General features: G+C 68.0%; 8 protein-coding genes and 1 pseudogene. All 9 read right to left on the reverse strand.

Annotated features, from left to right (window positions below; genetic code table 11):
- Position 1: 1 nt before the first annotated feature.
- Positions 2-1,003, reverse strand: coding sequence for a cytochrome P450 (locus tag Sfulv_RS00100; protein WP_256668751.1), 1,002 nt, complete (start codon positions 1,001-1,003; stop codon positions 2-4).
- A gap of 200 nt (positions 1,004-1,203) precedes the next feature.
- Positions 1,204-1,974, reverse strand: coding sequence for a CatB-related O-acetyltransferase (locus Sfulv_RS00105; RefSeq protein ID WP_218578024.1), 771 nt, complete (start codon positions 1,972-1,974; stop codon positions 1,204-1,206).
- Between the two features lie 49 nt (positions 1,975-2,023).
- On the reverse strand, positions 2,024-3,223 hold the full coding sequence (locus Sfulv_RS00110; RefSeq protein WP_173310139.1) for a thioesterase domain-containing protein: 1,200 nt from the start codon (positions 3,221-3,223) through the stop codon (positions 2,024-2,026).
- A complete protein-coding gene (locus tag Sfulv_RS00115) occupies positions 3,115-5,973 on the reverse strand; it encodes a non-ribosomal peptide synthetase (protein ID WP_443098601.1) in 2,859 nt (952 codons plus the stop codon). Before Sfulv_RS00115 ends, Sfulv_RS00110 begins: the two co-directional genes overlap by 109 nt.
- 116 nt (positions 5,974-6,089) lie before the next feature.
- Positions 6,090-12,668 (reverse strand): annotated as a pseudogene (locus Sfulv_RS29960) (AMP-binding protein); the annotation flags it as partial.
- A 53-nt stretch (positions 12,669-12,721) separates the two neighbouring features.
- On the reverse strand, positions 12,722-13,726 hold the full coding sequence (locus tag Sfulv_RS00140) for a Fe(II)-2OG oxygenase family protein (protein WP_173310141.1): 1,005 nt from the start codon (positions 13,724-13,726) through the stop codon (positions 12,722-12,724).
- A gap of 35 nt (positions 13,727-13,761) precedes the next feature.
- Positions 13,762-14,517 (reverse strand): SDR family NAD(P)-dependent oxidoreductase, encoded by a 756-nt coding sequence (locus tag Sfulv_RS00145; protein ID WP_173310142.1) that lies wholly within the window; start codon positions 14,515-14,517, stop codon positions 13,762-13,764.
- A 177-nt stretch (positions 14,518-14,694) separates the two neighbouring features.
- A complete protein-coding gene (locus Sfulv_RS00150) occupies positions 14,695-15,897 on the reverse strand; it encodes an ATP-binding protein (RefSeq protein WP_173310143.1) in 1,203 nt (400 codons plus the stop codon).
- A 1,124-nt stretch (positions 15,898-17,021) separates the two neighbouring features.
- Entirely contained in the window at positions 17,022-18,584 is a 1,563-nt protein-coding gene (locus Sfulv_RS00155; protein ID WP_173310144.1) for an amino acid adenylation domain-containing protein, read from the reverse strand.
- Between the last annotated feature and the right edge of the window lie 721 nt (positions 18,585-19,305).

The following is a 19,305-nucleotide window of genomic DNA, read 5'->3' on the forward strand; positions in this document are numbered from 1 at the left end:
GTCAGCGGCTATGCAGCAGGACCGGTGCCGACTCGAAGCCCCAGATGAGGTTGGAGCGCAGCCGCAGCGCGGGGCCGGCCCTCTCTCCGCCGGAGAACGTCGACAGCAGTTCGCCGAAGAGCACGCACAGCTCGATACGCGCCAGGGTGGCCCCCAAGCAGTAGTGCGGGCCATTCCCGAAGGCGAGGTGTGGATTCGGGGTGCGCAGTCCGTCGAACCGCGCGGCGTCGGCGAAAGCCGCCTCGTCACGGTTGGCGGAAGGCATCCAGACCGTCACCGGTTCACCGGCGCGGATCGGCTGACCGCGGATTTCGGTGTCCTCGCGCGGTGTCCGCAGCACATGCATGGCCGGGCTGGTGTAGCGCAGGACTTCGTTGACCAGTGTGTCGATGTGTTCGGGCGCTTCGGCCGCCGCCCGCCACTGGTCGGGGCGGTCGACGAGCGCCAGCAGGCCGCCGACGCTCGCATGCCGGGTCGTCTCGTTGCCGCCGGAAATGAGGCCGTCACAGTTGAGGAAGATTTCCTCGTCAGTGAGCGGGATCCCGTCGACGGCGCCGTTGACCATGGTGCTGATGACGTCTTCGCGGGGCGTGCGCCGCCGCTCCGCAACCAGCTCGCGGTAGTACTCCAGGATGCTCGCGTGAGCCTCGAGACGCTCCAGCAAATCGGAGCCCCCCTCGCCGAACGCGGTTCTGGTGGAGCGCAGCATGAACGGCCAGTCGGCCTTGGGGACTCCGAGCGTGTCGCAGATGACGGACAGCGGCAGCACGGACGCGACGTCGGTGAACTCGCAGCGCTCACCGTCGCGGACCGCGGCCAGCTCCTCTCGTATGGTGACGCGCATGTTCTGCTCGAGTCGGGCGGCCATCCGCGGGGTAAACGCGGAGTTGACCACCCGTCGGATCTTGGCGTGCCGCGGGGCATCCGTGACGATCATCAGCTTGCCGGCCGCAGCCGCGGTGGCGGCGGGATTGTGGTCCAGCCGCATGCCCCGCTCGGACACGAACGTCCTCGCGTCCTTCAGGACGCGGGCGGCGTCCTGGTGGCGTGTGACTGCCCAGAAGCCACTGCCGTCCGGCCGGGTGTTCCAGTGAACCGGCCGCTCGCGGCGTAGGCGAGCCCACACATCCTCGGCATCGCTCCGGGTGGCGAAGTCCTCGTCCGCGAGATCGATCTCAGCCAGGGCCGCGTGGGCGTCCGTCATCATGACCTACCGTCCTGTGCCGAACCCAGCTCGCTGACGAGGCGCTCGGCCCGGGCGACAGCGAGGACGCCGCCCGGGGTACCAAGCACCAGTTCCGGGAGGTGGCGGGAGACGACCTCGATCGGCCAGTCCCACCACCTCGCGGTGAGGAGCATGCCGACTTCGTGGGGAGCGTAGCGGGACCGGATGGCCCTAGCCGGATTGCCCGCGACGATCTGGTAGGAGCCGACGTCGGAGGCGACGACCGCACCCGCGCCGATGATGGCGCCATCGGCGACAGTGACGCCCGGCATGATGGTGGCATGGCGGCCGATCCAGACGTCGTTGCCGATCACCGTGTCGCCCTTGCCGACCGGGCCACGCTCGATCAGTGGGTCTATGAGGCGGTCCTGCCAGTCCCCGGGAAAGGTGGCGAACGGGAACGTGGTCGGCCCGTCGTACACGTGGTTGGCGCCCGCCATGACGAACGTGACACCGGCGGCGATGGAGCAGAATTTTCCGATCCGCAGTTGCTGTGGTCCGAACGCGTAGAGGACCCGTTCCTCCTCGAACCCACCGGTGTCCTCGGAGGCGTCGTAGTAGGAGTACCTGCCCGCGGCGACTTTGGCGCCGGGGGAGAGCACCGGCTGGACGAAGACGCAGCGGTCGTCACCGAGCGGGCGGGGCTCGTCAGGGTCGGGGATATCCAGGCCGTGGTCGGCTGCGTTGCGCCAAGCGTGGATCAGCGCGTGACGGCCGTCCCGTCCCGTCTCTTTGTGTTGTCGTGGCACGCGGATGAACCCACCTTTCTGAAGAGTGTTGCGGACCGGCTGTGTTACGTCAGCCAGAGGGCGGGTTGTCCGCCGGTCCGTGGGGCGAGAAGCCCGCGCCGGGCAGCTCCGACAGCGCGGTCTGCAGGATCGGTCCGAGCTGGTCCACCGCCGCCTTCGTCATCATCGAGCCGTGCTCGGCGTCGACCGTATGGTGCTCGATCTTGCGGAGGTACTGGCTCCACGCGGCTTCGGCGGAACCCAGGGTCGCGACCGAGTGGGCCGCGGCGATACTCAGCACCCGACCCTTGTACCCAACTGGTACCGGTGGCCCGAGAATGGCGGAGATGGCGAGTGCCGCGTCGATCAGCGCCTTGCTCTGCCGGTCGCCAAGGACGGTTTCCGTTCCTCCGCTGCTGAGGACCTCGTTGGCAACCCAGTCCACAAACGCGTCGGTGTTCTCACCGAGCACGAGCGCCTTCTCGTACGGCCGGGAGTCGAACATGACGACGAGGTCGACCTGTCCGCCGGACGCTTCGATCCGGCTCGCCACCTCGTAGGCAAGCACGCCGCCGAGGGACCAGCCCATGATGATGTACGGACCGTCGGGGTACGTCGAGGTGATCAGGTCGGCGTAGCGCTCGGCCAGCTCCGCCATCGACTCCACCGCCCGGAAGCGGCCGTGACTCTCGGTCGCCTGGATGCCGTAGACGGGCTGCCCGCGGTCCAGATAGGGCAGGAGCGCCGCGTAACACCAGGCGAGCCCGCCGATCGGGTGGATGCAGAAGACGGGCCGGCCGTGGCCGGTATCGCGCTGCAGCTCGATGATGTTCGAGAACGGGTCGCTCGGGATGTCGTCCAGCCTGGCGGCAAGCGCGGCCGGGGTCGGCGCCTCGAACAGGGTCCTGATGCTGATCTCGGCGCCGAGCAGCGCGTGGACGCGGGTGATCAGCCGGACGGCGAGCAGTGAGTGTCCGCCCAGTTCGAAGAAGGCGTCGTCCGGTCCGACCTGCTCCAGTCCGAGCACTTGGGCGAAAACCTGGCTGAGGATCTTCGTCTGCCGGTCTGAGGCCGACCGCTCGTCGGGGCGTTCGTCGATTCGGAGGGACGGGCCAGCGTCCGGGGCTGGCAGGGCCTTGCGGTCGAGCTTGCCGTTCGGTGTCAGCGGCAGGGAGTCGAGAACGACCACCGCCGCCGGAACCATGAACTCGGGCAGCCGGTGCGCGAGGAAGCGGCGCGCCTCGGCCGGATCGAACCCAGCCGGATCCACGCCGGAGGCGGGCACCGCGTACGCGACCAGGCGGACGTCCCCGGGCGGTCCTCCCGTGCGATAGCCGCAGCTTGGCTCACTGCTGGGTGCCCGGTCAGCACCGAAACGACCTCGCCCGGCTCGATCCGGAACCCGCGGATCTTCACCTGCTCGTCCGTTCGGCCGAGGAACACCAACTCGCCCTCGCGGGACCAGGACACGAGGTCTCCAGTGCGGTACATGCGTGCTCCGGGTGCGCCGTACGGATCGGCAACGAAGCGCTCCGCCGTCAGCCCGGGCCGGTTCAGGTAGCCGCGGGCTAAGCCGGCGCCCGCGATGTAGAGCTCGCCGGGCACTCCGGGCGGAACCGGGACGAGGATCGGGTCCAGTACGTACACCCGGGTGTTGGCCAGCGGACGGCCGATCGGCACCGTCGCATCCGAAGGGTCCAGCCGGTGCATAGTGGCGCAGACCGTTGACTCGGTGGGCCCGTAGGCGTTGATGACGCGTCCGAAGACGCGGGCCGCCTCGGCGACCTCGCTTGTGCACGCCTCGCCAGCCGTCACCAGGGTCACCCCCGCCGCATCGGATTCGAAGTCGGTACCGAGCAGCACGGCCGGCGGCAGCGTCGCGTGCGTGATCCCGTGGGTCCGGACGAAGTCGACGAGCCCAGGTCCGGCGGTACGGTCCGAATCCGGTGCCACGACCAGGCAGGCGCCGTTCGCCAACGCCATCCATGTCTCCCAGACGGAGGCGTCGAAGCTGGCCGGTGCGAACTGCAGTACCCGTGCCTCGCAGTCCAGACCAAGGTGCACTTTTTGGGTGGCTACCATGCTGGGGACACCCGTGTGGGAGACGACCACGCCCTTGGGCCGGCCGGTGGAGCCGGAGGTGTATATGACGTACGCGGCATGGGCGGGCAGCAGCGGCCGGATACGGGTCGCGTCGCACGGATCGTCGGTGGGCCGCTGCCGCAGCGACCGAGCGAGCGACTCGTCGTCCAGGACGAGGATCTCCGTGCCTGGGTCGACGGGCAGCGTGGACGCCACCGCTCCGGTACTGATCACACACGTCGGCCGGGCGTCGCCGAGCATGAAGCCGATGCGGTCACCGGGAAGGCCGGGGTCGATCGGCAGGTACGCGGCTCCGGCCTTGAGCACGGCCAGCATGGAAAGGGTGAGCCGCTCGGAACGGGGCAGCGCCAGCGCGACGAGTTGCTCGGCGCCGACTCCTCGGGCGATCAACTCGTGCGCCAGTTGGTTTGACTCGCGGTTGAGTTCGGCATAGGTCAGCTCGAGGTCCCGGAACACCACGGCCGTTGCATCGGGGGTACGAGCTACCTGCGCGGCAAACAGGCCGGGCAGTGTGGCGTCCGGTACCGACTGGGCTGTGTCGTTCCACTCGAACAGCGTCTGCCGCAACTCCTCGGGGGTAAGTATGTTGAGCTCACCGACCCGGGTCTCTGCGGCGGCGGACGCCTCCTCGATCACACGCACAAGGCGGGCCGCCAGTGCTTCAACTGTGGCCTCGTCGAACAGATCGGCCCGGTATCGGACTGACGCGGCGATCGGCTCCCCGGCTCCGTCGTCCGTGCCGTCCGCCGCATCGGGCTGCTTGACGTGTTGGAACACGAAGGACAGGTCGAAGGGCGCGAGGCCGGGGCCCACCCCCTGCCACTCGACCTCCAGGTCCTGAAAGGCCAACTCCGTCCAGTCCCCCGTCTGCATCGAGACGCTCACCTGGAACAAGGGGTTGGCCCCGGGTACGCGCTCTGGGTTGAGTGCTTCGACCAGGGACTCGAAGGGCACATCCTGGTTTGCGAACGCCGCTAGATCGGTCTCCCGCACCCGCTTCAATAGCTCGACGAACGTCGGGTTCCCCGACACGTCGGTCCGCAGGACCAAGGTCTTCGCGAAGAAACCGACCAGGCCGTCGAGCAGTTCGTCGGTCCGTCCGTACGTGGCTGTGCCCAGCGGGATATCCAGGCCCGAGCCCGACCGGGACAGCACCACCGCGACTGCGGACTGAAGCGCCATGTACAGCGTGGCGTCGCTGGCGCGGGCCACCGCTGCGAGTCGTGCGGCGGCCTGCGGGGGCACCGAGAATCTGACGATGCCGGCCACCGGAGCCGCCCCCGGCTGCCGCGGGTGGTCGAACGGCAGCTGAAGCTGGCCGGGAATGTCGGCCAGCGTTTCCCGCCAGTGGTCCAGCTGACGGGCGGCCAGGCTGGCGGGATCGTCCTCGCCACCGAGTAGTTCCCGCTGCCACAGAGCGTAGTCGGCGTACTGGACCGGCAGCCCAGGCGGGTTCGGCGCTGTACCGCGCAGGCGCGCCGCGTAGGCGTCGGCCAGGTCACGCAGCATCGGCTCCAGGGACCATTCGTCGCACGCGATGTGGTGGATGACCAGCAGCAGCACGTGATCCGTGGGCGCGAGCCTGAACAGCTCTGCGCGCAGGGGGAGTTCACGCGTCAAATGAAACGGCTCGTCGGCGGCCGCAGCGAGTTTACCGTCGAGGGAGGTCCTGTCGGTCGACACGATCCGCAGAATTGGGCGGGCGGCTGGGCCGGTCAGCACCCGCTGGCGCTGTTCGCCGTCTGCGGAAGGGAAGACCGTGCGCAGCACCTCGTGCCGGTCCGCGACGTCGGCCAGTGCCTCCCGTAGCGCGTCTGCGTCCACCGGACCCGACAGGCGCAGAGCCAGGGGGATGTTGTAGGCGACGCCGCCGTCGAGTTCGCTCAGGAACCACAGCCGGCGCTGTTCGAACGACATCGGGACGCGGTCGGGCCGGGCGGCCGCCCGCAGCGCGGGCCGCGCCGGTTGCCGGTCGTGCAGTCGTTTGACCAGGCGGGCCACGGTCCGGGCCTCGAACAACGCCCGGATCGTCAGATGGACGCCGAGGACCGACCAGACCCGGCTGGTGAGGCGCATGGCCAGCAGCGAGTGCCCGCCCAGGTCGAAGAAGTCGTCGTCGATCCCGATCCGCTCGACACCGAGCACCTTGGCGAACAGGTCGCACAGGACCTGCTCGTGCACGGTACGCGGGCCCCGGCCGTCGGCCGCGGCGCCGATCTCGGGGGCCGGCAGCGCCTTGCGGTCAACCTTCGTGGTAGTCGTCATCGGCAGCTCGTCCAGCACCACCAGTGCGGACGGCACCATGTAGTTCGGCAGGCGTCGCCGTACGAACTCGGTCACCTCGGCAGCCAGCGTCCCGGCGTCGGCACCCGCTGCCGGGACAAGGTATCCGATGAGCCGCCGGTCGCCCGGCCGGTCCTCGCGGACCGCCGTCACGGCCTGCCGCACCGAGGGGTGCTCGGCCAGCGCGGCCTCGACCTCGGCCAGTTCGATCCGGAACCCGCGCAGTTTTACCTGGCTGTCGACCCGGCCGACGAAGATCAGGCTGCCTTCCTCGTCCCATCGCACAAGGTCGCCGGTGCGGTACATCCGCGCTCCGGGCAGCCCGAACGGCTCGGCAACGAAGCGCTCCGCCGTCAGGCCAGGCCGGTTGACGTAGCATCGGGCGAGCCCGGCACCGGCGATGTACAGCTCGCCGGGCGTGCCGACGGGGACCGGACGCAGCCACCCGTCCAGGACGTAGGCCCGTGTGTGGTCGAGCGGTCCGCCGATCGGCAGGTGCTTCGGGACTTCGTCTGCCGCGGCAAGAGGCACGTGCGCGGTCGCGAAGGTGGTGGTCTCGGTCGGGCCGTAGACGTCGATGACGCTGGTCCCGGGCATGCCTCGATGACAGCGCGGACCGCGTCGGCGGGGACGGCCTCGCCACCGGTCCAGACTTCGCGCAGACCCGCCAGAGAATCGGGCGCGTCCGTGGCGACGATCCGGAACAACCCGGTGGTCATGAACGCTGCGGTCAGTCCATGGTCGGTGATCGCCCGGCGCAGCGTGCGCGGGTCCACGTCCCCGGGCGGGATAACGATGACCGTGCCGCCGCGCAGCAGTGGCACCCACAGCTCGTATGTCGACGCGTCGAAGGCCATCGGCGAGTGCATCGGCACGCGGTCGTGCGCGCCGCCGTCGAAGCGTCCGTCGAATGCGAGGGCGACCACGTCCCGGTGGCGGGCGGCCACGCCCTTGGGCACGCCGGTCGACCCGGACGTGTACATCACGTACAGCAGCCGGTCGGGGTGGATGGGGCGGTGCGGTGCGGTGCCGGGGGTTGGCTCGGGCCCGGTTTCGCCGAAGGTCAGCAGACGGCCGTCGTGGACTTGCTCGGCGGTCGCCCGCCACGTCGGGTCGGTGATCAGCACCTCGGCGTCCGCCTCGGTCAGCATAAGTCGCAGCCGGTCTGCGGGCGCCCGATGGTCAAGACCCAGATAAGCGGCGCCTGCCTTCGCTACGGCCAGCACGGTGACCACTACCTCGGCCGACCGGTCGAGCAGCACTCCGACCCGGCCCTCGGCGTTCACGCCCAGCGCGGCCAGCTCCGCGGCCAGCGCGTCGGAGCGTTCGTCCAGTTCCCGGTACGACAGCCGTGTGTCCGCGCACTCCACCGCAATTGCCGACGGGCTCCGCCGTACTGCGGCTGCGAACAGGTCCACGACCGATCCGGCCGGTGTGGGGCGGCGGGTCCTGCCCGGCTGCCTCAGGACGAGGGTGCGTTCGGCCTCGGACAGCAGCTCGGTCTGTCCGGTGAGCCGTGCGGGATCGGTCGCGAAGGTTTCGAGCAGCCGGATGAGACGCTCATACAATTGCCGGGCGGTGAAGGCGTCGTAGACGTCCTGCCGATACCCCAGCTCCACGCGCCAGTTCGGGCCGGGGATGACGGCTAGGCTGAGCGGATAGTGGGCGACCGGCGGCTGCTGGTCGGCGTCGTGGTCGCTGATCGTGAGGCCGGTCGCCTGGTAGGACTGGCTGCTGCGCGGCGCGTTCTGGAAGACCGTAGAGGTGTCGAACAGCGCTCCGAGGCCTGTCTGTTGCTGGATCGCGGGGAGTCCGATGTGGTGATTCGGGCTGAGAGCGGCCTGCTGCCGCTGGATGTGGGCGAGCAGTTCATTGAGTGGCTGGGCGGGGTCGAGCCGGACCCGTACCGGGATGGTATTGATGAGCAGGCCGACGATGTCCTCGACGCCCGGGATCTCGGCGGGGCGGCCGGAGACGGTGGCGCCGAAGACGACGTCCGGCTGGCGGGTCAGGCTCGCGAGGAGCAGTGCCCAGGCGCCCTGGACGACGGTGTTCGGCGTAAGTCCGTGTGCCCGGGCCGTCGCGACGAGTGCGGTGGTCGCCGCCTCGCCCAGTTCGCCGGCGACGAGTCCGGGCAGCGAGGGCAGTGAGGCGTCCATTCCCGGTGCGACGAGCGAGGGTTCCGACAGCCCGGCGAGGGCCTCACCCCAGGCGGCCAGCCCTTCGTCGAGGTCTTGGCGGTCCAACCAGGACAGGTACGTACTGAAGGGCACCGCCTCGGGCAGCGCTGTCCGCGCCTCGTACATCTGCCACAGCTCGGCGAGTACGCGCGTCATGGACCAGCCGTCCCACAAAATGTGATGACTGGTCAGCAACAGAAGGTGCCGGTGGTTCGTCAGGCTGATCAGTGTCACGCGCAGCAGCGGAGGCCGCGCCGGGTCGAACCGTTCGAGCCGGTCCTGACGCAGCAGTTCGGCGACCCTCTTACGGCGCTCGTCCTCGGACAGGTCCCTCAGGTCCAACTCGCGCCACGGAAGTTCCACGTCGGCCGGGACGACCTGCGCCGTTTCGCCGCTTCGGCGTGTCACGAACCCGGCCCGCAGGCTGGGGTGGCGCCGAAGCAGCCCCCGGAACGCCTCCCGCAGCCTCGGCACGTCCAGCGCGCCGGTGACGTCCAGCGGGGACTGCGTAGTGTAAGGGTCAGCATTCTCCCGGTCGTAGACGGCGTGGAAGAGCAGTCCCTCCTGCAGCGGGGTCACCGGCCAGACCTCGGCCTCCGGACCGAACCCGCCCAGCAGCTCGGCACGCTCCTGCGCCTCCATGCCCATCAGCGGGTCCGCCACACCGCCCAACCCGTGCGGCTCTGCTTCCTCGACGCGGACCTCCCGTGCGGCCAGCGCCAGCTCCGCCACCGTCCGGCGCTCGAAGACGTCGCGCGGGGAAATGGGGAGGCCCTCGCGGTGGGCGCGCACGGCGAACTGGATCGAGGTAATCGAGTCGCCACCCAGCTCGAAGAAGTCGTCGTCAATGCCGATGTCAGTGACGCCCAGGACGTCGGTGAGGAGGCCGCAGAGTAATTCTTCGCGTGCGTCGCGCGGCGGACGGGTCGCGCCCGACCCGGTGAACTCTGGCGCGGGCAGTGCTCGCCGGTCCACTTTCCCAGTCCTTGTCACCGGCAGCGCGTCCAGCGTCACGAACGCCGTCGGCATCATGTACTCGGGCAGCCGTGCCGCGACGTGCACGCGCAGCTCCGCGACGTCTACGACCTCGTCGCCTGCGGACACTATGTAGGCGGCCAGCCGCTTGACCCGCGGCCGGTCCTCGCGCGCCACCACGGCGACGTCGCGCACACCGGGGTGCGTCCGCAGTACTGCCTCGACCTCGCCGGGCTCGATCCGGAAGCCACGAATCTTGACCTGGTCGTCGGCGCGGCCGAGAAACTCTAGCGCACCATCCTCGGTCCACCGCACCAGATCGCCGGTCCGGTACATCCGCGAGCCCGGCGGCCCAAACGGGGACGCGACAAACCGCCCAGCCGTGAGCGCAGCCCGGTTCAGGTAGCCGCGCCCCAGCCCGGGGCCAGCGAGGTACAGCTCACCCTGAGCCCCGGGCGGCACCGGCCGCAGCGCGGTGTCCAGCACGTAGCTGCGAGCGTTGGCGACAGGACGGCCAATGTTCGTGCGGACGTCGCCGGCGATCCGGCTGAACGTCGAGTCGACCGTGCACTCGGTCGGGCCGTAAAAGTTGTAGCTCGGCACCTCCGCTGCGGCCAGTTCGGTCCACAGGGCCTCGTCGACCAGGTCGCCTCCGAGCGAGATGAGGTGGGGCCGGTAGCCCGGCCTGTTTAGCAACCCGGCCGCGAGCAGCTGGTTGGCGTACAGCGGGGTAACGCTCAACGAGTCGACGGCGTGCCGCGCCGAATAGTCGATCAGTGCGGCGGCGTCCTTGCGCAGCTCCTCCCCGATCAGGTGCAGCTCGTGCCCGGCGACCATCCGGAGCAGGTCCGCCCAGGCGGCGTCGAAGCCGAAGCCGGACACCAGTGCGACGCGCAGCCTGCGGCCGCCAGCCGCCTCGACGGCGGCGCGCATGTAGCCGTCGTTCTGCGCCTGGAGCATGTTGACAATGCCACGGTGGGTGAGCGCGACGCCCTTGGGGTGCCCGGTCGAGCCCGAGGTGTGGATAACGTACGACAGATGCGACGGCAGCAGTGGACGGATCCGGTCGGCGTCGGTCGGGTCGTGCGCTGGCAAACCGGGTCCGATATCTTCGATACGCAGTACGGGTCGTCCTTCGGGTGGCGTGTGGCAGACGTCCGTCAGGACCGCTGTCGGGCGCGCGTCGGCGAGCAACGCGGCGATGCGGTCGGCGGGCCAGCCCGGCTCGATCGGCAGGTAGGCGCACCCGGCTTTCAGAACGCCGAGCCAGGCCACGACGGCGTCCGCGGTCCGCGGGAGCATTACAGCGACCAGCTCGTCCGGGCCGGCGCCCTGGGCGATCAGGGCGTGGGCGAGCCGGTTGGCGCGCTCGTTGAGCTCGGCGAAATTCAGCTGCTGATCGCCGGCGACCACGGCGATGTCATGGGGGGTCTCAGCCGCCTGAGCCTCGAAGAGCGGCGGCAGGGTTCCCTCGCAATCCGCGCCGTCCTCGCCGCTCCAGACGTCGAGGAGCCGGTGCTCTGTCTCGGTGAGCAGGTCGATCTGCCCGGTGAGCCGGCCCGGTTCGATGGCGACAAGCTCGAACACGCGCTTCGCCCGGTTGGCCAGCCGCCGGGTGAAGTCGGCGTCGAAGATCTCCGCCCGGTGGCTGATCTCGATGCGCAGCCGCTCCCCGGGGTAGACCTCGAAGCTCAGCGGGAAGTGCGTGAACCCCTGCTCCTCGTCGGCGTCGTATCCGCTGAGCTCCAGGCCTGATGCCTGGTGCGAACGGCTGTCGCGCGGTGAGTTCTGGCAGACGGTGGAGGTGTCGAACAGCCGGCTGTGCCCGGTCCGTCGCTGTACTGCGGGCAGGCCGATGTGGTGGTGTGGCGTCAGGGCGACCTGCTGCCGTTGGATGTCGGCGAGCAACTCGCCGAGCGGCTGGGCCGGGTCGAGCCGCACGCGCACCGGAACGTTGTTGATGAGCAGGCCGACGATGTCCTCGACACCCTGGACCTCGGGCGGTCGGCTGGACACTGTGGCGCCGAAAACCACATCCCGCTGTCCGGTCAGGTCCGCAAGCAGCAGTGCCCACACACCCTGTATCACCGTGTTGAGGGTCAGCCCGCGGCCACGCGCCACGTTGAGTAGCGCAGTCGTCATCTCTTTGCTCAGCTCGTCGACCACCCGCTCGGGCGGCGCGGTCAGCACGCCGTCCGCACCGGGTGCGACCAGGGTCGGCTCGTCCAGGCTCGCCAGCGCCTCGTCCCATGCGGTCAGGCTCTCCTCAGCGTCCTGGCGGTCTAGCCAGGACAGGTATGCGCTGAAGGGCACCGCCTGGTGTAGGTCGGTTCGCCCCTCGTAGAGCCGCCACAGCTCGGTGAGTGCCCGCGTAGTGGACCAGCCGTCCCACAGGATGTGATGGCTGCTCAGCAGCACTAGATGCCGGGGTCCGCGGAGGTGGACCAGGGTGACCCGCATTAGTGGCGGCCTGGCCGGGTCGAACCGTTCGAGCCGGTCCTGACGCAGCAGTTCGGCGACCCTCTTACGGCGCTCGTCCTCGGACAGGTCCCTCAGGTCCAACTCGCGCCACGGAAGTTCCACGTCGGCCGGGACGACCTGCGCCGTTTCGCCGCTTCGGCGTGTCACGAACCCGGCCCGCAGGCTGGGGTGGCGCCGAAGCAGCCCCCGGAACGCCTCCCGCAGCCTCAGCACGTCCAGCGCGCCGGTGATCAGCAGCGGTCGCTGCATGAGATAGGGGTCGGCGTTCTCCCGGTCGTAGACGGCGTGGAAGAGCAGTCCCTCCTGCAGCGGGGTCACCGGCCAGACCTCGGCCTCCGGACCGAACCCGCCCAGCAGCTCGGCACGCTCCTGCGCCTCCATGCCCATCAGCGGGTCCGCCACACCGCCCAACCCGTGCGGCTCTGCTTCCTCGACGCGGACCTCCCGTGCGGCCAGCGCCAGCTCCGCCACCGTCCGATGCTCGAAGACGTCCTTGTACTCCAGGGCGAGTCCCGCACGGCTCGCGCCGGCCAGCAGCTTGATTGAGGCGACCGAGTCCCCACCCAGCTCAAAGAAGTCGTCATCGGCCCCGACCTCGGCGACGCTCAGAACTTCCGCGAAGAGGGCCTGGAGCAGTTCCTCGCGCGCCTTGCGCGACGCTTCCGATGCGACGGACTTCGATGATTCGGCCATGCGGTTGACCCTCGTTTTCTTCTCGGGAGGTCGGCGGACGGGCGATCCAGTCGTCAGAGCCGTACGCGGTCGATCGGCTCGGCCCCGTGGGCCGCAGACTGGCGACTGACGATGACCTTGCGCAGCCAGCGGTCGGTGCCGTCGTGCCGCGCGGTAAAGGAGTCCCGCCCGTGCACGGCCCTTCGGTTGTCGAGGATCAATAGCGAGCCAGCGTGGACGACCAGGGGGTTCCGGACCCCCTCCAGTTCGCTCAGCAATGTGTTCAGAGCGCGCTGCGCCTCCGGGTCGTCACCGGCGCAGCGCATGAACGGGGTGTCCAGGCGGATGCGTGGATTGACCGGGTCGCCGAAGAGCACCGAGACGGGCTGCGGACAGTCGCGCATTTCGATGGCTCGCAGCAAGGCTGGGTCGTCTGGCGCGTGCAGTTCCAGCTGTCGGATGTGTTCGTCGTCGGGGAGGATGTGGAACCTCTTCTCCGACAGCACGCGCCAGTCAGTGTCCCTGAGCCGTATATGGCGCAACGGTGCGACGAACGTGGGTACGGCATCGGGGTTACGGATGCCGAACAGCAGCAGATGGTCGGGCGAGTCGGGGCGGAACGCGTCGTCAGTGTGAAACGTCAGAAACGCCTCGCTGCCATGCCCGCTCTCGCGCCGTTCGTCGCCCTTGATCGGGAAGATGTCCTGTACGAGACGGCCGTACTGAAGCGTCGCCCAAGCGAACGGCGCGCCCAGCGTCGAGGCGCACATGGCCAGGTAGATGTCCGGCCTGATCGTCGCGTCGTAGCCCTCGGGACGCTCCCAGTGACGGGGCGTCGGTCCCACGGCCGCGTCATCAACCGGGAAGCCGTTCACCAGGCAGACGGCGGACGAGACGTCGTCACGGAAGTCCGTGAGGAAGCGGCGTAGCCCGCTCGGCAGCAGTTCGTAGCAGTCGCGGTACTTCTCGTAAAAGTCGGCCTCGGTGGGCGACAGTCCACCCTCGCTCAGTTCGTCCAGCGTGGCCCGCAGGTCATTGACCTCGTCACAGCTCAGCGTGTACTGGTCGGTGCGCACCATGGTTGCCTGATCCTTCCTCAACCGCAGGGGATTCATTACCGACGACCCTGCTTTGCGGAGATCGCCGTACCGAACTCAGAGGTCAGGGACCCCGTGGTTTCGCCGCCGTCGATGATGAGTTCCTGGCCTGTGATGAACCGCGCCTGGGCGGACGCGAGGTAATGGAAAGCCTCCGCGATCTCCTCCGGCTGTGCGTGTCGCCCGGCCGGAATGCGTGCGTTGACTTCGTCCAGCATCTGCGGGGTGTACTCGGCGAGTTGCATCGGGGTGAGCACGGCTCCCGGAGAGACGCACACCACCTGGACGGCCGGGCTCAACTCCATCGCGAAGGTGCGGCAGAGCGCCGCTATTCCCGCCTTGGTGGCGTTGTAGTCCGCGTAGTAGGGAAAGCCGCGGTGGGCGTTGACGGAGGCGGTGGCCAGCAGCACTCCCTCGCCCCGGTGCACCATGTGACGTGCGGCTGCCTGCCACAGGCCCAGTACGCCCAGCAGGTTGACGTCGACGACGCGGCGGGCGTCGTCGACGGTGATGTCGAGGACGCCACGCCGGATGCTGATGCCCGCATTAGCGATGACGACGTCAATCTGGCCGTGCGAGTCGTGCACGTGCGTGACGGCCTGTTCCACGGCGGACCAGTCGGCGACGTCGGTCGCCAGCCAGGTGACGTTCTCGACCGTCGTCTCCGCGGGTTTGACGTCCAGGTTATAAACTCGGTCGCCGGCTCGGGCGAATCGCTCTGCGGCGGCGAATCCGATTCCGCTCGACGCACCGGACACCACAACAATGCGCATGACCATGCTCCATCCCGATGATTGCCTGGCCCCGCTTCATCGTCGTCGGCGGCAGCGCGTCGGTACAGGCAGACCCCCGGCTACTCAACGGCGCGCCCGGCAATGTTGGCGGCGGCGGCAAGGCGGCAGGCACATGGCGGGCAATCGAGAGCCGTTGGTTGCCGTGGGGTGGCGGCCCTACGGCCTCGCCGCTTCGTGCGCGTGGGCGCCGGAGCCCACCAGGAACGCCTTGACGTGGCGCAGCATGCGGTACTCGTAGCTCCGGCCGCGATTGACTTGAAGCAGCGAAGCGTCGGCCAGGTTGGCCAGAAGGTCCATAATCTCCAGTGTGGTGAACTCGTCCTCTACGGTGCCCCCGGCATCGAAAGAAAAGCTCTCCGTACGCTGCGCCAGCCGGATGAGCACTTCTTGGTGTCGTTCGTCGAGCAGGTCAAGGCTCCATTGCAGGCTGTCCTGGGCGCTGCGCTGGTGCGGCAGTGCTGACGAGTCCGTGGAGCCGAGCAGTTTCATTCCGTAGTGGTGGGACAGCAGCGTGGACAGTGGCGTCGTTCGCAGCCGGTGCGCGGCGAACTCGAGTAATTGCGGCAGGCAGTCGAGCTGCCGGGCGAGTTCGGTGAGCCGAGGCAGGTCGTCGGAGATGTCCAGGGTCGGGCAACTCATACCTATCCTGTCGGTCAGCAGTTGCACTGCGGCTTCGCCGGACAGCAGCCCGAGCTCCCAGATCCTGGCGCCGTAGAGCGGAGCGGCGCGGCGGGAGGTGACCAGCACGTGCAGCGTCGGGTGGTCGTTGAGCAGGCGGTCGACCAGCACGGGCACGGTGGACGCCAAGTGCTCGGTATTGTCGAGGACGAGCAGCAGGCTGGGGCCGTCCTCACCACCCAGCAGGCCGTGCACCGCTTCCAGGGCATGCCTCACCGCCGACTCAGCGTCGAGATCCTGCTCCCTGGGCACCCGGCCCATCTCCACCACGGCAACGCCGTCGGAGAACCGCGGGCCGACGTTCTCTGCCGCCGTCAGCGCGACCCGCGACTTGCCGACACCGCCGGGACCGGTCACCATCACGACCCGGTTGGCCAGGGCGAGTTCACCCAGTTCCCGCACATCTTCCTCGCGCCCGACCAGTGACGTGTGCGGTGGCCTGGGGCCACGCCACGCTCCCGTCCCCGGCTGAACCTTGTCCGTAGTGACCCGGCGCAGGTGCCTTTGCTCGGGGTCGAGCACTGCGAGTAACCGGTCGACCGAGTTGTGCCGGGGCCGCTCGATCAGACCGCATTCGATGTTGCGGATGGTGCGAACGCTGATGCCGGACTGGTGCGACAGCTCTTCCTGGGTCAGGCCCCGCTGGATACGCAGGTGCCGGAGCGCCTCTCTGTTGTTCAAGGTTGGTTCAGCCCTTCTCGTCGGGTGGTCTTGGCGATGTTGTCGGCTCCGAGGGTTTCAGCACGTCGATGGCGGGGTTCGCGGAAGATCGCCATGGGGCGAGGCGCGGGCCCCGGCGTGGCCGGTGGAGGCGCCTTCGGAAGGTGACGTCCTGATGTGGTGCGAGGGCTTCTCACGGCCCAGTGCCCGCGGATCGCATCCGTCGTGTGGGTGCTTTGATGAGCGTCGGGGCTGGTGACAGCTCAGATCCTTTCGCAGTTCTCGCGCTTGCCGATCGGGGTGCGGCGGCGATGTACACGGGAAGGCCAGGCGGGCATACGGAAGGGCAATCCCGGCGGGGTCGTCCGCGATGAAGCAGATTCGGATCGAGCGGGACTCTGCGGCGTCCATGGCCGGCCGGGGTCCCGCCACGGCCGGACCCCGGCCTGGTTGTGGGCGGGGGCGGGTTGTTTTCATCAGGGTGACGCAGTGGGCATTCCGGGCCTCGACCAGCCACGAGATGTCCGCCTAGACCGAGTACGGCGCTCGAAGGCGACGACGGTGCCGAGCGGGTGCAGTGGTGCCCGCAGGGCCCGAAGTGCGTGGTCTCGTTCGTCTTCGCGCCGGCTTTGGCCTGGGCGAGGGTCACGGCGGTGCCGAGGGTGAGCGCGCAGAGCGGATGTCGGCGCTTCGCGGTGAGGTGGGAGGAGCCCTGGGGCGCCTTGCCGTGGACAGTGATCACCGGCCATGGATGGCGCATGGAGGAGGTCGGTGTCGTGCCGGACTCGGTGACCGAGCGGTGCCGGTCGGCCGGCGAGGCAGGCGCCCGATCGTGCGGTGGCGGGTGGGCCGCCCCGCGAATGGACAGCGGCGGACACCGATGACCGCCGCCACCGCCTTCGAGACACGCGCGCCCCGCTCCGCGAACTCGTCGACGCTCCTCGCTCCCGAGGCAACCGCACCGGGACACTCCAGCAGGATCGGTGTCAGCAAGTACCACCACCCCTGCCGCGAACAAGAATCGGGCAACGAACCGGATGAGGGGCGCAGGTCCACACCCGCGCCTGCCGACCATCCGCGTAGATCGGTCACAGGCCCACCGACCGCACGTCCCGGAACTGGCGGCCACCCTGGACGGCGGGAGGTCATGAGCGGTCCTCGACTGCGGCGGTCGACCATTCCAGCGTGGGAAGAGAACCTAGGGCGGCCCTGTCGAGCTTTCCGTTGGCGTTGACCGGAAGACCTGCGACGCGTTTGAACTGATGAGGGCGCATATGGGCGGGAAGGTGCTGGGTGAGTTGTGAGCGAATCCGACCTGGATCGAGGGCAGTTTCCGAGTCCGTGGCCAGATACGCCACAAGGATGTGCGGACCCGCCCCATGGGCTTGTACGGCGCAAGCGACACTCTCGACCCCTTCAAGGGCAGCGATGGCCGCCTCCACTTCGCCGAATTCGACGCGATGACCGCGGATCTTGACTTGCCCGTCGATCCGGCCGATGTAGTAAAGCTCTCCCCTACTGTCACGAATCGCCCAGTCCCCGCTGCGATAATGGCGTCGAGCCGATCCGTCCACATATTCCACGACGAAACGCTCCAGGGTAAGGTCGTCTCGTCCCAGGTATCCCGTGGCGAGTCCGCTTCCGGAGACCCAGATCTCGCCCGGCACACCATCGGCAACCAATTGCCCCCTCGTGTCCCGCAAGGAAACTTCGAGATGCGGAAGCGGTCGGCCGATAGGAGTGTAAGCGGGGTAAGCTGAATGACACGTCGCGGAATTCACCTCCGCGTACGTGACATGCACGGTTGTCTCCGTGATGCCGTACATGTTGATGAGCCGCCCATTGGGAGCCATTCTGCATTCGAGCCACGTGAGAGCGTCCTGAATATTGAGGGCCTCACCTCCGAGCACCACATAGCGAAGATGCGGCAGCGAGCGATTGCACTGACCAAGCTGTCTGACCAGGAACCCGAACATTGAGGGCGTCTGACTATAAACCGTGACGCGCCTTACAGTCAGCACTTCCATAAGGGCACCGGGATCCACCGCTACCTGTTTCGGTATGAGTACGGCCGTACTCCCATTCAGCAGGGCACCCCACAACTCCCAAACACTGAAGTCGAAGCTGAACGAGTGAAACACCGTCCATGTATCGGCTGGACTAAAATGGAACAACTCGGCGCAGGCGTCCAGTAGCGCAAGCACCTGATCATTTCCAATGACACATCCCTTAGGGGTACCCGTGGATCCAGAGGTATAGATGACATATGCGGTCCCGGCTGGGACAGCATCAAATTTTTCGGCCCGGAACTGCTGCCGAGTTGCAATGGTGAGATCACCGATTTTGGCCAGGAGCTTTTCATCTGACAACAGCTGTCCATCTGTCAGCAGCAGCCGGGCACCACAGTCGTCAAGCAGAAGGGCCTGTCGTTGCGGTGGATAGTCCGGGTCAACGGGAACGTAGCCATGTCCGCTGCCTAGGATTCCAAGGAAGCCGATAGGTGCAGATCTGCCCCGTCCGAACCGTGCGGCGACCAGACGATCGTCGCCTGTGCTTACAGCGGAGAGCGCTGCGACCACTTCGCTTGCGGCGGCACAGAGTTCGCTATAGGTGACAGAGCCGTCGTCATCGATCAGGGCCTCTCGGTCAGGCTGACGCAGGGCAATATCTGTGAAGCGTATATACATAGCCGAAGGGGGAGCCTGCATGGTCAACTCCTAATGCTCGCGGATCGCACGGACGGCACAAGGGTCTATGTGGGTGTGGAGCACTGCACCCAGCACGTGCGTGCAGTGGCCAGGAAGACGAATGCAGTGATATGCGTATTCAGGAATGTCTGGGGGAATTCACCCGAGTTTTTACAAGATCTCACCGAACCACCCCAACACCCCTGCCATCCGTCACTAGAATCGCAGAACCATCGGGATAATTCCTGTGGTTTGCTGGTGGCTATTGCCTTCCTCTTAGCATGCACAACCTCGTGCGAGAAGAGAGATGAATAGCACGCCGCAGCCTCCATTCCTTAAGACCTAGATACGCAGGAAGCCAAAACAGGGCAGCGCTTCCGAACTCGCTCGAGTGACGGGTACTACAGCCGGTCGTGCACGTGATGATCGCACTCGTGGGTGGTGTAAGGAGCTGGTACTGCCGCCACGTCTGGGTCGGCGCGATGAATTGACCGCAGACGAGGTTCGGTCCTGGGACGCGGCCCTGGAGACGTTGGGCGTGCCGGTGGACGATGTGTTCTGTCGGCCGGCCTCGAGGGGTAATCTGCGGGCGAAGGTGCGCGGGCTGGTATCGGATGTGCCGCGCAAGAACATGTGGCAAGTCGCGGTGGCGGCCGGGCCTGTGGCGCCGGACCGATTGCAGGACTTCCTGGCCCGCGCGGCCTGGGATGCGGATGAACTGCCGCGTCGCGTAAGGGGAGTT

Source organism: Streptomyces fulvorobeus (assembly GCF_013167895.1).
Taxonomy (GTDB): Bacteria; Actinomycetota; Actinomycetes; order Streptomycetales; family Streptomycetaceae; genus Streptomyces; species Streptomyces fulvorobeus.